This is a genomic window from Nocardioides sp. SRI_004 (assembly GCF_057586415.1).
The window spans coordinates 17,949-30,599 of record NZ_JBYCZV010000010.1 but is presented as its reverse complement, the minus strand read 5'-3'; the positions used below and the strand labels follow the sequence as shown (position 1 = coordinate 30,599).

14 protein-coding genes are annotated in these 12,651 nt (G+C 73.8%); 1 reads left to right on the top strand and 13 read right to left on the bottom strand.

The genetic code is table 11. The features are described from left to right. Nucleotides 1–4: 4 nt before the first annotated feature. Nucleotides 5–625, bottom strand: a complete 621-nt coding sequence (locus AC2YHB_RS14875; protein WP_242530338.1) for an HD domain-containing protein — start codon at nucleotides 623–625, stop codon at nucleotides 5–7. Nucleotides 626–685: 60 nt separating this feature from the next. Beyond that, a complete protein-coding gene (locus tag AC2YHB_RS14870) occupies nucleotides 686–1,867 on the bottom strand; it encodes an RtcB family protein (protein WP_179647994.1) in 1,182 nt (393 codons plus the stop codon). Nucleotides 1,868–2,245: 378 nt separating this feature from the next. On the opposite strand from AC2YHB_RS14870, the gene AC2YHB_RS14865 reads away from it, so the two are divergent. Then, the gene (locus tag AC2YHB_RS14865; RefSeq protein WP_308645484.1) at nucleotides 2,246–2,557 is read left to right on the top strand and encodes a chorismate mutase; all 312 of its coding nucleotides are present in this window, start codon (nucleotides 2,246–2,248) and stop codon (nucleotides 2,555–2,557) included. A gap of 25 nt (nucleotides 2,558–2,582) precedes the next feature. Here the strand turns inward: AC2YHB_RS14865 and AC2YHB_RS14860 are convergent, their stop codons facing one another. The 11 genes from AC2YHB_RS14860 to AC2YHB_RS14810 all read right to left on the bottom strand — a co-directional run bounded on the left by AC2YHB_RS14860 (nucleotide 2,583) and on the right by AC2YHB_RS14810 (nucleotide 12,650). Further along, nucleotides 2,583–3,377, bottom strand: coding sequence for an alpha/beta fold hydrolase (locus tag AC2YHB_RS14860; protein ID WP_487354219.1), 795 nt, complete (start codon nucleotides 3,375–3,377; stop codon nucleotides 2,583–2,585). Next, nucleotides 3,377–3,652 (bottom strand): muconolactone Delta-isomerase, encoded by a 276-nt coding sequence (gene catC / locus AC2YHB_RS14855; RefSeq protein ID WP_036551053.1) that lies wholly within the window; start codon nucleotides 3,650–3,652, stop codon nucleotides 3,377–3,379. Before catC ends, AC2YHB_RS14860 begins: the two co-directional genes overlap by 1 nt. A gap of 5 nt (nucleotides 3,653–3,657) precedes the next feature. Next, entirely contained in the window at nucleotides 3,658–4,512 is an 855-nt protein-coding gene (gene catA / locus AC2YHB_RS14850) for a catechol 1,2-dioxygenase (protein WP_487354218.1), read from the bottom strand. A 34-nt stretch (nucleotides 4,513–4,546) separates the two neighbouring features. Next, nucleotides 4,547–5,650, bottom strand: a complete 1,104-nt coding sequence (locus tag AC2YHB_RS14845) for a mandelate racemase/muconate lactonizing enzyme family protein (RefSeq protein WP_036551058.1) — start codon at nucleotides 5,648–5,650, stop codon at nucleotides 4,547–4,549. A 7-nt stretch (nucleotides 5,651–5,657) separates the two neighbouring features. Then, nucleotides 5,658–6,566 (bottom strand): LysR substrate-binding domain-containing protein, encoded by a 909-nt coding sequence (locus AC2YHB_RS14840; RefSeq protein WP_179647990.1) that lies wholly within the window; start codon nucleotides 6,564–6,566, stop codon nucleotides 5,658–5,660. 151 nt (nucleotides 6,567–6,717) lie between these two features. After that, nucleotides 6,718–7,809: an MSMEG_0565 family glycosyltransferase gene (locus AC2YHB_RS14835; RefSeq protein ID WP_487354217.1), complete on the bottom strand. Its 1,092-nt coding sequence runs from the start codon at nucleotides 7,807–7,809 to the stop codon at nucleotides 6,718–6,720. A 2-nt stretch (nucleotides 7,810–7,811) separates the two neighbouring features. Then, complete coding sequence (locus AC2YHB_RS14830) at nucleotides 7,812–8,684, bottom strand: carbon-nitrogen hydrolase family protein (RefSeq protein WP_036551063.1); 873 nt, start codon at nucleotides 8,682–8,684, stop codon at nucleotides 7,812–7,814. A gap of 10 nt (nucleotides 8,685–8,694) precedes the next feature. Further along, complete coding sequence (locus AC2YHB_RS14825) at nucleotides 8,695–10,029, bottom strand: MSMEG_0569 family flavin-dependent oxidoreductase (RefSeq protein ID WP_487354216.1); 1,335 nt, start codon at nucleotides 10,027–10,029, stop codon at nucleotides 8,695–8,697. Beyond that, complete coding sequence (locus AC2YHB_RS14820) at nucleotides 10,026–10,331, bottom strand: MSMEG_0570 family nitrogen starvation response protein (protein WP_207006718.1); 306 nt, start codon at nucleotides 10,329–10,331, stop codon at nucleotides 10,026–10,028. The genes AC2YHB_RS14825 and AC2YHB_RS14820 overlap by 4 nt, the downstream gene beginning before the upstream one ends. After that, nucleotides 10,324–11,226, bottom strand: a complete 903-nt coding sequence (locus AC2YHB_RS14815) for a carbon-nitrogen hydrolase family protein (protein ID WP_487354215.1) — start codon at nucleotides 11,224–11,226, stop codon at nucleotides 10,324–10,326. Before AC2YHB_RS14815 ends, AC2YHB_RS14820 begins: the two co-directional genes overlap by 8 nt. Then, nucleotides 11,223–12,650: an MSMEG_0567/sll0787 family protein gene (locus AC2YHB_RS14810; RefSeq protein WP_487354214.1), complete on the bottom strand. Its 1,428-nt coding sequence runs from the start codon at nucleotides 12,648–12,650 to the stop codon at nucleotides 11,223–11,225. Before AC2YHB_RS14810 ends, AC2YHB_RS14815 begins: the two co-directional genes overlap by 4 nt. Nucleotide 12,651 lies beyond the last annotated feature (1 nt).

Here is a 12,651-nt window from a genome sequence, read left to right as displayed (position 1 = left end):
GCGGTCAGTCGGTGTCGGCGGCCGGCAGACCCTCCAGCTCGCGCGCGATGTTGTTGCGCGCGGCGGCCTCCCAGGCAGCGATGCCGTGGGCGGTGTGGAAGAGCTGTGGCTTGGCAGCCAGCGCGCGCAGCACGTCGGCGCGCCCGGCGGCGAAGACCTCGTCGGGAAGGTGGGCGTACTCCTTGCGCACGGCGGCGACGTACTGGTCGTAGCGCTCCTGCGGCGCGGCCAGGATCGAGAGGTCGGCGTCGGTGAGCGCGCAGCCGTTGGCGTCACCGTCCTGGGGCCGGTGGTGCTCGGTCAGCCGCACGAGGCGGACGACCTCCGCCAGCGACGCCTCGTCGACGTGGGGCGCCAGTGCCTCCTCGGCCCACGTGGCCGAGCGCTCCTCGGCGTCCCGCTCGCCGTCGTACACGGCGTCGTGGAACCACGCGGCCAGCTGCACCGGGACCCGTTCGAAGGGCGTGCCGGCGGCGGCCAGCTCGTCCAGCCGTGCGAGCACGTCGCGCAGGTGGCCGGTCCCGTGGTGGCCGCGGCTCGGGTCGGCGTACGCCGCCAGCACCTCGTCGCGCAGCGCGTCCGCGCCGGTCAGGGGCCAGGGCAGGTCGGGATGGTCGTCCTCCATGCGGACATTCAAACCGACCGCCCCAGCCCCTGTCATCGAGGGGTCGGCAATCCAGCAGGCTCAGTCGCCCTTGACGTTCACGATCTGGCGCAGCGTGTGCCGGACCTCGACGAGCTCGGCCGCGTCGGCCATCACCCGGTCGATGTCCTTGTACGCCGCCGGGATCTCGTCGATGAACGCGTCGGTGTCGCGGTACTCGATCCCCGCCATCGCCTCCCGCAGCTGCTCACGGGTGAACGTGCGACGGGCCTTGGAGCGCGAGTACTCCCGCCCCGCGCCGTGCGGCGCCGAGTTGAGCGCCAGCGCGTTGCCGAGCCCGCTGACGACGTACGACGCCGTCCCCATCGAGCCCGGGATGAGCCCCGCACGCCCGCGCTCGGCGTTGATCGCGCCCTTGCGGGACAGCCACACGTCGCGGCCGAAGTGGTGCTCCTGCTCGGTGTAGTTGTGGTGGCAGTTGATCTCCTCGACGCGCTCCACGTCGTCGGCGGAGCCCAGGCCCACCCACTCGGCGAACTGGCGCACGACCCGGTCCATCATCTCCTCGCGGTTGAGCAGGGCGTAGCGCTGCGCCCACCGCATCTCGCGGATGTAGGCCCAGAACTCGTCGGTGCCCTCGGCGAGGTAGGCGAGGTCCTTGTCGGGCAGCGGGATCCACCACTTCTCGCACAGGTCACGCGCGACCTTGATGTGGTGCTGCGCGATCTTGTTGCCGACACCGCGCGACCCCGAGTGCAGGAAGAGCCACACGCGTCGCGCCTCGTCCACGGTCACCTCGATGAAGTGGTTGCCGGACCCGAGGGTGCCCAGCTGCAGGTCCCAGCGCTTCGCGTAGCGACCCGGCTCGAAGCCGGCCTCGGCCGCGGCGGCGGTGAGCTCCTCGAGCCGGCGCTCGGTGTGCGCGCGGGAGATCCGGCTGTTCGCCGCACCGGCCGACAGCGGGACGGCCCGCTCGATGGCCTCGCGGAGCGGTCGCCGGTCGGTCGGCAACTCGTCGGTGGTGAACCGGGTGCGCACGGCGATCATGCCGCAGCCGATGTCGACGCCCACCGCGGCAGGGATGATCGCGCCGAGGGTCGGGATGACCGAACCCACCGTCGCGCCCAGGCCGAGGTGCGCGTCGGGCATCAGCGCGAGGTGCGGGTGGATGAACGGCATGCTCGCCGTCGTCACCGCCTGGTCGCGCGTGCCCTGCTCGAGGATCGAAGCCCAGTTGAGGAGCTTCGGGGTGATCTTCTCCATCGTGGTGTCCTGCGTCGTGGCCCTTCTCGTTCGTTCCGTGGTGGCCGCGGTCGCGGCCGGCGGAGAACGGTACGGGTCGGGGAAGGGCCTGACCTAGGCATTTCCTGGGTGGTGGCTTCGGGGTGCCCGCTCGCGGGAGTTTCACCGGCCGGCCGGTGATTCTCCCGCGCTTGGACGACGAAACTCACGCTTGGACGATGAAACTTCGTCGTCCAACCATGAGTTTCACCGGCCGGCCGGTGAAACTCCCACCGCCCACGTCCCGGCGTACCTGCGCGAACGCGTGCGACCCAGGGTGGACATCACCCGGTCGCTCCTCGCTCTCGTCCTTCGGTTGGCATCGGGGGGTTGGCCGGATCGTAGGGCAGGATGGAACACGTGAGTGCTGACGACGCCCGGGCCGAGCTCCACCGACTCCGGTCGAGCATCGACAACCTCGACGCCGCCCTCGTGCACCTGCTGGCGGAGCGCTTCAAGTGCACCGAGCAGGTCGGCCGACTCAAGGCGAGCGCCGGCATGCCGCCCGCCGACCCGGCCCGCGAGGCCGTGCAGATCGCCCGCCTGCGGTCGATGGCGGAGAGCTCCGGCCTCGACCCGCACTTCGCCGAGAAGATCCTCAACGTGATCATCGCGGAGGTCATCCGCAACCACGAGCAGTTCGCCGAGGACGCCGAGGGCGCCGAGGTCTGACCCCCGGCCGCGACGTGGCCTGGGCTCAGGCCGGCACGCTCACGCCGAGGAAGGCGCGCAGCAGGGCGGCGACCGCCGCCGGGTCCTCGTACGGCGCCAGGTGGCCCACGCCCGGGAGGACCTCCAGCCGCCCGTCCGGTACGCCGGCCGCGAGCTCGGCCAGGACCGGCGGAGGTGTCGCCACGTCGTCGGCGCCGGCGACGGCGAGCAGGGGGACGTCCACCGCGCCGAGGCGGTCGCGCGCGTCGAAGCCGGCGAGCGCCTCGCAGCAGCGGGCGTAGCCCTCGGGGTCGACCGCGGCCAGGTCGCGCAGGGCGTCCTGGACCCGCCCGTCGGCCGCCGCGGTGATCGCGGGGCCGAACCAGCGGGCCGGTGACGACGCGACCATCGGCGCCATGCCCTCGGCCCGGACCAGTGCCGCGCGCTCGTGCCAGGGTGCCGGCGTGCCGAAGACGGCGGCGCTGCACAGCGACGCGACGCCGGTGAGCCGCTCCGGGGCGTCGAGCGCGAGCTGGACCCCGACGGCGCCGCCGATCGAGTCGCCGGCGTGGGCGAAGACGGTGTCGGGCCCGGCCGCGTCGGTGACCGCGGCGAGCACGGCGGCCGCCAGCTCGGCCATCGAGAAGCCCGGGGTCAGCCGGTCGGCCACCGGGCTGTGCCCGTGGCCGGGGAGGTCCCAGCCGATGACGTTCCAGCCCGTGAGCAGGCCGGCGACCGGCCCCCAGATCCGGTCGACCGTCGTACCGAGCGAGGGGCCGACGACCAGGAGGGGCCGGCTGGGGACGCCGGACAGGTGGCGCAGCGCGATCGGGGGCAGCATCAGATCGCCGACGGGTGCTCGGTCAGCGCGGTGACCTCGATCCGCATGTACGGGAAGAGCGGCAGGTTGGACAGGATCTCGTGCAGCCGCGCGTTGGAGGCGACGTCGAAGATGCTGATGTTCGAGTAGTGCCCCACGATCCGCCAGATGTGCGGCCACTCGCCGCCGCGCTGGAGCTCCTGGGAGTACGCCCTCTCCCGCGCGACCACGTCCTCCCTCTCGGCAGGGTCGAGGTCGCGCGGGATGTCGACGTCCATCCGGACCTGGAAGAGCATCAGGCTCAGGCCTTCGCGGGGTCCAGCACGAAGCCGTAGTCGACCGTCACGCTGCCGTCGGGCTGGGCGACCGGCGCCAGCACCAGCTCGGGCTTCACGGCCGAGGCGATGTCGTCGTCGTTGTGCTCGTCGCCGGGGAAGTAGAGCTGGGCGGTGAGCAGCTCGTGGCCGGGAGCGGAGACCTTCACGTGCAGGTGGGCGGGACGCCAGGCGTGCCAGCCGGCGGCGGCGATCAGCTTGCCGCAGGAGCCGTCCGTCGGGATCTGGTACGGCGCCGGCTGGATCGTCGTGATCTCGAAGCCGCCCGCGGCGTCGGTGCGGAAGTTGCCGCGCAGGTTCCACTCCGGGATGCCGGGGGCGAACTGCGAGTAGAAGCCGTCGGCGTCGGCGTGCCAGAGCTCGACGAGCGCGCCCTCGAGGGCGGTGCCGTCGGTCGAGGTGACCGTGCCGATCCACACCAGCGGCGTGCCGGACTCGCCCTCGCGCATGTCGATCGTGCCCTTGCTGCCGTGCTCGGGGGCGTTCGGCACGTAGTAGGGGCCCTCGATGGTGCCCTTGCTGCCCTCGCGGTGGTCGGTGGCGACCTCCTCGACGACGTGCTCGACCCACACGTCGAGGAAGAGCGGCCACTCGCCGTCCTCGCCGACGTTGATCAGCCATGCCTTGAGGGCGTTGTACTCGTCGTAGGTCACCTTCTCGTCGCGGATGGTCTGGTGGACGGCGTCGAGCACCCGGCGCGCGAGCCGGTCGACGCGCTCCGGCGCGGTGCCGGCGACGGCGGCGAAGGGGGACTTGTCGGCGTGGAAGCGCTCGGTGGCGCTGGCGCCGGAGGCGGCGGCGGTGGCGGTGTCGATGCTCATGGGTGGTTCCTCTCGGGGTTGTGGTGCGAAGCGGTCAGAGATCGGTGCGGTAGCGGCGGAGCTTCTCCTCGTCGACCTCGACGCCGAGGCCGGCGCCGGGTCGGAGGGCGAGCTCGCCGTTCTCGATGCGGAGCGGCTCGGTGAGCAGGTCGTCGCTCATGTCGAGGAAGTTGGACAGCTCGCCGGCGTACTGGCTGGTGCGCTGGTGGGCGGCGCCGAACGCGACGGAGCAGATCGAGCCGAGCTGGCCGTCGATCTGGTTGCCCATCACCACCTCGAGGCCGAGCCCCTCGGCGAGGTGGAGCACCCGCTGGGAGCCGGTGAAGCCGGTGCGGGCGGTCTTGATCGAGATCGCGGTCGCGGAGCCGCCGAGGACCTCGCGGGTGACCTCGGCGGGCGTGGTGGCCGACTCGTCGGCGATGAACGGGACGTCGAGCTGGCTGACGAGCCAGCGCCGCCCGAGGACGTCGTCGGCGGGGCTCAGCTCCTCGGCGAACGCCAGGTCGAGGTCGGCCATCTGCCGCATCGCCCGCGCCGACTCCGACGCGGTCCAGCCGCGGTTCCCGTCGACGTACAGGACGACGTCGGGGCCCAGTCCCTCGCGCAGCGCGCGGACGACGGCGACGTCGAGGGCGGCCGGCCGTCGGCCCACCTTGACCTTGAAGGTGGTGATGCCGTGGACCTCGCGCATCCGCTCGGCCTCGTCGACCATCGCGGCCGGCTGGTCGAAGCCGAGCATGTGTGAGACCCGCATCCGGTCGGTGTAGCCGCCGAGCAGCTCGGAGACGCCCAGGCCGAGGGTGCGGCCGAGCGCGTCCCAGACCGCCATGTCGATCGCGGCCTTCGCCGTCGGGTTGCCGACCGTGCGGCCCATCAGGGCGGCCATCCGCTCGCGGTCGGTGAGCTCGAGGCCCACCAGCTGGGGGGAGAAGATCGTCTCGATCACCGCGATGATGCCGCGCTGCGTCTCGCCGTAGGTGAACGGCCGCGGCGGCGCCTCGGCGACCCCGACCACGCCGTCGTCGGTGTGCACGCGGACGAGCACGTGGTCGGCGACGTGTACCTCGCCGCTGGCGAACTTCAGCGGCTTGGCGTAGGGGATCCGGAACGGGATCGCCTCGATCGCGGTGATCTTCATGGGGTCCTCAGCGGGGGTTCGGGGCGGGCTCGGCGGCGTAGAAGCCCTGGCGGTCGAGAACGTCGAGCGCGCCCGAGACGAGCGCCGACGGCTCGTCGGCGCGCCAGGCGAGGGAGAGGTCGATGGTGCTCACGTCGGCGACGTCGCGGAACACGACGCCGTTGAGCTGCATGCTGCGCACCGACTCGGGCACGAGCGCGACGCCGAGGTTGGCGGCGACGAGCGCGAGCAGCGCCGCGGTGCCGGGCGCGCGGTGGGTGATGTTGGGGGAGAAGCCGGCGCGCAGGCAGCTGGAGACCATCGCCTCGTTGACCGCCGAGCGGGTGTCGGCGTAGGCGACGAACTCGTCGGCGGAGACGTCGACGACCTCGAGCGCGGCCTCCGGCACGAGGCGGTGGTCGGCCGGGAGGGCCAGCACCAGCGGCTCGCGCAGGAGGGTGCGGGTCTCGATGCCGGGCTCGGCGACCGGGCCGCGGAGCACGCCGAGGTCGAGCCGTCCGTCGAGCAGCCGCTCGACCTGGGCCGGGGTGAGCAGGTCGGCCTGCACCTCGAGGGCGACGCCGGGCAGCGCCGAGCGCACCATCCGCGAGAGACGGGCGAGCTGGGTGAACGCGCTGGTGCCCGTGAAGCCCACGCGCAGCAGCCCGCGGCTGCCGTCGGCGATGCTGCGGGCGCCGAGCACCGACGCGTCCAGGTCGCCGAGGATCCGGCGGACCTCACGGTGGAAGAACTCACCGGCGGGGGTCAGGGCGACCTGCCGGGTGGTCCGCGCGAGGAGCAGGACGCCGAGCTCGGCCTCGAGGCGTCGTACGGCCTGGGAGAGGGCGGGCTGGGCGAGGTGGAGGCGCTCGGCCGCCTGGCCGAAGTGACAGGTCTCGGCCACGGCGTCGAAGTAGCGCAGCTGCTTGAGATCCATCGGGTCACCTCCCCTCGGCAGGTCCGCTGTGGCGGGCGTCACGCGGTCCCACCACGCTAGATCGAGGTGATCCAGAAGCACAAAGACGAATAATTCGTGGATTCATAACTCCACATTATGAATCCTCGGTCGTGCCGGAAGCAGGGGTTCGTCAGCCGAGCGCGGCGTAGAAGTCGAGGTGTGCCTCGGCCGCCGCCCGCCAGGTGTACGACGCCGCGAGCTCCTCGCCGGCCACGGGAGGCGGCGGGGCGTGGAGGACCGTCCCCAGGGCGGCCGCGATCCCCGGCACGTCCGCGGCGTAGGCCACCACCTCGCCGAAGACCTCGCGCAGGACGGGGAGGTCGCGCGCCACCACGGGCACGCCGGCGGCCAGCGCCTCCATGGCCGCGAGCCCGAAGCCCTCCTTCGTGGACACGAAGCCGAGGGCCGCGGCCTCGCCGACGAGGGCCGGGAGCTCGTCGTCGGGGACCGGGCCGAGCACGACCGGGTCGGTGCCCAGCGCGGCGGCGCGCTGCTCGAAGGCGGCCCGGTAGTCCTGGTAGTCGAACAGCGTCTCGCCGCCACCGAACACCAGCCGGACGTCGGCGAGGGCGGGGTCGGAGGCGACGAGCAGGGCGTGCGCCTCGAGCAGGTCGATGCTGCCCTTGCGGGGCTCGATGCCGCCGAGGGCGAGCACGTAGCGGCTGCCGATCCGGTCGCGCCACCGCGCCCTGCCCGCGTGGTCGGCGGCGCCGGCCGCGAAGCGTTCGGCGGCGACGCCGTTGGGGATGACCGTCGGCGTCAGCCCCCAGCCCGCCTCGACCTCGGCCGCGACGGCGGCCGACACGCAGATCCGGGCGACCGGCTCGACGACCGCCCGCTCGTGGCAGGCCGCCAGCTCCGGGGTCGTGAACTGGTCGAGGTGGTGGATGGTGCGCACGCACGGCAGCGCGGCGTTGGCGCTGATGCAGTCCTGCGCGTGCACGACGTCGTACGACGCCCGGGCGGGCTCGAAGGCAGAGCGCAGCACCGCGATGGACCGCACGATCCGCGCTCCCACGTCCTCGGCGTCGTCGGGCGGGAACGGGACGGCACGGATGCCGACTCGCGGGTCGACGGCCCGGAAGAAGGCGGTGTCGCCGTCGCGGGCGAGGGTCCACACGTCGACCTCGACGTCGAGGTCGACCAGCGCCTCGGCGAGGGCGAGGGTGTGGACGACGCCGCCGCGGGGCTTGGTGGAGTAGGTGAGCAGGGCGATCCGCATGGTCACTCCGGAGGGGTGCCGCAGTCGGCGGCCCGCATCGCCCGGTACGCCGACGGGGTGCGCTCGCGCAGGTGGTGCAGCACCCGGCGGGCCCGCGCGACCTCCACGGCGATGTCGATCTCCGCGACGGCGAGGCCGCCCTTCGACGAGGTGCGGGCGAGGATGTCGCCACCCGGACCGACCACCTTGGCCTGGCCGAGGAAGCGCAGCCCGCCCATCACGCCGGTCTGGTTGGACGACACCCACACGACCTGGTTCTCGGCGGCGCGGGCGCAGTCGTAGAGGTCGAACAGCCGCGACTGCCGGTCCTGCGGCAGGCGCGAGGCCCGGTCGGTGATCGACGCGGGCCACGCCGAGAGGCAGACGAGCGTGGTCGCGCCGTCGAGGGCCAGGGAGCGCGCCGCCTCGGGGAAGGTCTTGTCGTAGTCGATGAGCAGGCCGAGCCGTCCGACCGGGGTGTCGAACGCGGCGAAGGCCTCGCCGGCGTCGTACACGAGGGACTCGCCGGCCGGCCGGTGGACCTTGCGGTGCCGTCCGAGCACACCGGAGCCGGTGACGCACAGCGCGGTGTTGAAGAGGCGGGGCTCGCCGTCGACGAGCGCCTCCTCGGTGTAGCCCAGGCACACGACCATGTCGCCGGCCATGGCGGCGACCCGCTGCACCTCGGGGGAGTCCTCGGTGAGGCCGGGCGGCAGCGCAGCCGGGTCGGGCCGCCGCAGGTCGGAGAGGTAGCCGCCGAGCGTCGCGTCCGGCAGCACCAGCAGTCCGACGCCGACCGCACGCGCGTCCGCGATGATCCCCTCGATCTTCGCCAGCGCCCGGGGGACGTCGCGGCCGAAGTGGGCCGCGACGGCTCCGATGCGCAGGACTCCCACGGGCAGCAACCTATCCGGCCAGCGCCACGTCGCTCGCGATCTCGCCCGGCGAGCGGCGCCGGGCGAGGTCGGCCGCGGGCTCGGTCCGCGCGCCGCCCTTGCGGCCGGTGATCACGCCCGTGACGTGCTCGGCGTCCGCGGCGATGCCGAGGAAGCGGCCCGAGCCCCACGTGTGCAGCCACGGCAGGCCGAGGAAGTACAGGCCGGGAAGGGCGGTCACGCCCCGGCTGTGGGTGGGCCGGCCGGTGCCGTCGAAGACACCGGCGCCGACCCAGCGGTAGTCCGGGCGGTAGCCGATCGCCCAGATCACGGTGCTGATCCCGGCGGCGGCCAGGTCGAGCGAGGTCGGGTCGGTGTCCGGCTCCCAGACCGCCGTGTACGGCGCGGCAGGGGGAGCCTCGATGCCCTGGGCGTCGATGTAGCGGTCGATGTCGCGGCAGATCGAGCGGTAGACGTCGTCCGCGCCATCGAGGGCCGCGGTCAGGGTGGGCAGGAAGGTGAGCTCCGTGCCGGCGCCGCCCTCGAGCATCCCGTAGAGCCGCATCCCCTCGGCCGCGAAGGCGCGCAGGTCGATGTCGCGCCCACCGTCGCGCCCGGTGACGTAGTGGTTGGTCTTCTCGCGGGCCGCGAGGCCGCCCGGGTACTGCGCGACACCGGTGTCGTAGAGCCCCATCTCGGCCAGCCAGGTCATGCAGTCACGGCCCCGGTGGAAGCGGGCGACCCGGGGCGCATCGCCGAGGGCGAGGTGGACCGTGCGGCCCTCGAGGTGCAGGTCCTCCGCGATCTGGGCGCCCGACTGGCCGGAGCCGACCACGAGGACGCCGCCCTCGGGCAGCTGGGCCGCGTTGCGGTAGTCGGCGGAGTGCAGCTGGGTGATCGACGGGTCGAGCGCCGGCGCCCACGAGGGGACGATCGGCACGTGGTAGCCGCCGGTCGCGACCACGACGCTGCCGGCCTCCCAGACCTCGGGACCGTCCGGGCCGGTCGCCTCGACGCGGAAGCCGCCCTCGGCGCGCTCGGTGAGCGAGGTGACCCGGGTGTGCTCGCGCACCGGCGGCCCGAAGGTCGGTGCGTAGCCGGCCAGCCAGGCGACGACCTCGTCGCGGGTCATGAAGCCGTCGGGGTCGGGGCCGTCGTACTCGTAGCCGGGGAGGCGGCAGTGCCAGTTGGGGGTGACCAGGGTGAAGTTGTCCCAGCGGGTGTCGGCCCACTCGTGGCCGAGCGTGTGGGCCTCGAGGACGACGTGGTCGACGCCGTCGCGGACGAGGTGCCAGCTGGTCGCCAGCCCCGCCTGGCCGCCGCCGACGACGACGACCTCGGTCCGGTGGGTGGTGGGCTCGGTCATGAGGGGTTCTCCTCGGGCAGGGGCGGGTGGAGGCGGAGGACGGTGACGACGCCGTCGGAGGGGTACGACGCCGCGAGCCGGTCGATGCCGTGGAGGCTGTCCGCGGCCGAGCTGCAGGTGAATCCGAAGCGCTCGCGGACCCGTTCGGCGGCCAGGCCGAGCGCGGTCGCGGACCGCTCGCGGAAGTCGGCGACGTCGTACGACGCTCCCTCGGCCAGGTGGTCGTGGACGACGAGCGACGGCGAGTAGTGGTCGAGGACGCGGCCGTCGGGCCAGCGCACGGTGAAGGTCATCTCAGGCATGGGCCGGCTCCTGCAGCGTCGCGGCCGTGACCGCGCCGTAGGCGTCCGGCCGGCGGTCGCGCAGGTGGAACATCGCGCGGCGAGCGGTCTCGAGGGCGCTGGGCACGTCGATCTCGGCGACCGCCATCCCCGGGTGGATGCCGGTGGTGGCCAGGACGTCCCCACCGGGCCCGACGACCTTGGCGTTGGCGACGAAGCGCAGCTTGCCGAACGTGCCGTGCTGGTTGGCGGCCAGCCACACGACCTGGTTCTCCAGCGCCCTGGCGGCGTCGAAGAGGTTGAACCGCTTGGTCCAGCGGTCCTCGGCAATGGACTCGCCCGTCGCGGTCCGGGAGGCGGGCCAGGCCGAGATGCAGGCGATCACCTCGGCGCCGTCGACGGCGAGGGACCGGGCCGCCTCGGGGAAGGCCTTGTCGTAGCAGATCAGGGCGCCCACGCGGCCGGCCGGCGTGTCCACGCAGCCGAACTCGCTGCCGGCGGCGTAGAACATCGACTCGCCCAGCGGCTGGTGCACCTTCCGGTGCAGACCGAGGACGCCGTCGCCCGAGACGATGGCCGCGGTGTTGTAGCGATCGCTGCCGTCCGACTCGCAGAGCCCGACCACGACGGTCATGTCGCCCGCGAGCGCCGCGACGCGGCGCAGCTCGGGCCCGTCGATGTCCATGACGGGCGGCAGGTCCTCGGGCTGCTCGTCGTGGCTGCCGTCGCGGCCGGCGCCGAGCACCGACAGGTACCCGCCGAGGCAGGCCTCGGGCAGGGCGAGCAGGCTGACGCCCTCGGCGCGGGCCTGCTCGATGAGGTCGGCGATCTGGGCGAGGTTCTCGTCGACGTCGCGCCCGAAGCCCGCGCAGACGGCGGCGACGGCGGAGCCGAGCGGTGGGTTCATCAGGGTCATGAGGCTGTTCCCAATCCGGTGACGGTGTGCGTGATGGCGTCGGTGACGGTGCCGTCGGGCCAGCGCAGCCCGACCCCGGTCCCGGGGACGAGCTCGCCGCAGACGGCGGTGTCGAGGTGGTCCGGCAGGTCGCCGGCGTGGGGGTGGTCCTCGGCCGAGACGATGGCGAAGCCGGGGAAGCAGGTCAGCCAGTCGGCGGTGCCGGCTGCGGCGGGCGTGGGGATCGCCGCCACGTCGAGCACCGCGCGGCACCCGCTGGCCTCGGCGAGCATCCCGGTGGTGCCGACCAGGCCGCTCATGCTGACGTCCTTGGCGGCGGCCGGTGCCAGCGCGGGTACGACGAGTGCCTGGCTGCGCAGCTGCTCCGGAGTGCGGTGCGACGTCGAGTCCCACTGCGCTCCCGTGTAGCCGCGTCGCCAGCCACCCCCGAGGTCGGCAGTGAGGCGCAGGCGCTGCCCGGCACGGCCCCCGCCGCCCGGCACGGGCGAGGTGGTGCGGCCGAGGGCCGTCACGGCGAGCTGCCCGGGGACGCCGAGCTGGGTGTGCCCACCGAGCACGGGCACGCCCCAGGCGCGCGCCGCGTCGGTCAGGCCGCGGAGCACCCGGCGTGCGAAGGACGCGTCACGGGCGCCGACGGCGTCCAGCAGACCGACGGGCGTCGCGCCCATGGCCGCGAGGTCGTTGAGGTTCACCAGGACGCTGCACCAGCCGGCCCACTCGGGGTCGCGCTCCACCATGGCGGGCAGGATCGCGTCGCACGCGGCGACCAGGTCGCTGCCCGGGACGGGTGAGCCGTCGTCGCCCAGGAAGCCGGCCGGTACGCCGGCGGCGAGCTCGGTGAGCAGGCCGCCGAGCGGCGCCTTGGTCGCGTCGGCGAGCCGCTGGATCCGGGTGACGGGGAAGTCGACGAGCAGGTGCGGGCGACCGTGCAGCAGCCGCTCGGCGCGGACCTGCCAGCCCAGCCGCTCGAAGAGGCGCCGGTGCTGGGCCTGGATCTCGGCGTCGAAGCGCAGCGCGCCCTCCGCCTCGGCGCGGGCGCACGCGGCGCGGACCAGCGCCGCGCCCACCCCGAGGTGCAGGCGGGCGTCGGCGGCGACGGCGAGTCGGCTGCCGCGCCACCAGCCGAGGTCCCGTGCGGGCGGCAGCCCGTCCGGGCCCGGGGCCGGGTGGATGCGGACCCCTCCGAGCACCTCGCCGTCACCGCTGCGGGCGACCAGGACGACGGCCCGCGGGTCGTCGTCGACCGCGTCGGCATCGGTCCCGGCGAAGAGCTCCTGCTCGCGGACGAACACCTCGTCGCGCAGGCGCCCGTAGGCGAGCCGGTCGGCAGCGTCCGCCTCCACGACGACGTACGACGGGTCGCGGAGCCGGTCCGGTGCGGGCTGGGGTGCCAGGCCGGTCAGCACGGAGACGTCGAGGGTCATG

What these genes read in the sequence shown, in the direction of transcription:
- AC2YHB_RS14810 (WP_487354214.1), bottom strand. Translation starts at nt 12,650, where the DNA reads ATGACCCTCGACGTCTCCGTGCTGACCGGCCTGGCACCCCAGCCCGCA.
- AC2YHB_RS14845 (WP_036551058.1), bottom strand. Translation starts at nt 5,650, where the DNA reads ATGAAGATCACCGCGATCGAGGCGATCCCGTTCCGGATCCCCTACGCC.
- AC2YHB_RS14875 (WP_242530338.1), bottom strand. Translation starts at nt 625, where the DNA reads ATGGAGGACGACCATCCCGACCTGCCCTGGCCCCTGACCGGCGCGGAC.
- AC2YHB_RS14815 (WP_487354215.1), bottom strand. Translation starts at nt 11,226, where the DNA reads ATGACCCTGATGAACCCACCGCTCGGCTCCGCCGTCGCCGCCGTCTGC.
- AC2YHB_RS14825 (WP_487354216.1), bottom strand. Translation starts at nt 10,029, where the DNA reads ATGACCGAGCCCACCACCCACCGGACCGAGGTCGTCGTCGTCGGCGGC.
- AC2YHB_RS14840 (WP_179647990.1), bottom strand. Translation starts at nt 6,566, where the DNA reads ATGGATCTCAAGCAGCTGCGCTACTTCGACGCCGTGGCCGAGACCTGT.
- AC2YHB_RS14870 (WP_179647994.1), bottom strand. Translation starts at nt 1,867, where the DNA reads ATGGAGAAGATCACCCCGAAGCTCCTCAACTGGGCTTCGATCCTCGAG.
- catA (WP_487354218.1), bottom strand. Translation starts at nt 4,512, where the DNA reads ATGAGCATCGACACCGCCACCGCCGCCGCCTCCGGCGCCAGCGCCACC.
- catC (WP_036551053.1), bottom strand. Translation starts at nt 3,652, where the DNA reads ATGCTCTTCCAGGTCCGGATGGACGTCGACATCCCGCGCGACCTCGAC.
- AC2YHB_RS14860 (WP_487354219.1), bottom strand. Translation starts at nt 3,377, where the DNA reads ATGCTGCCCCCGATCGCGCTGCGCCACCTGTCCGGCGTCCCCAGCCGG.
- AC2YHB_RS14820 (WP_207006718.1), bottom strand. Translation starts at nt 10,331, where the DNA reads ATGCCTGAGATGACCTTCACCGTGCGCTGGCCCGACGGCCGCGTCCTC.
- AC2YHB_RS14835 (WP_487354217.1), bottom strand. Translation starts at nt 7,809, where the DNA reads ATGCGGATCGCCCTGCTCACCTACTCCACCAAGCCCCGCGGCGGCGTC.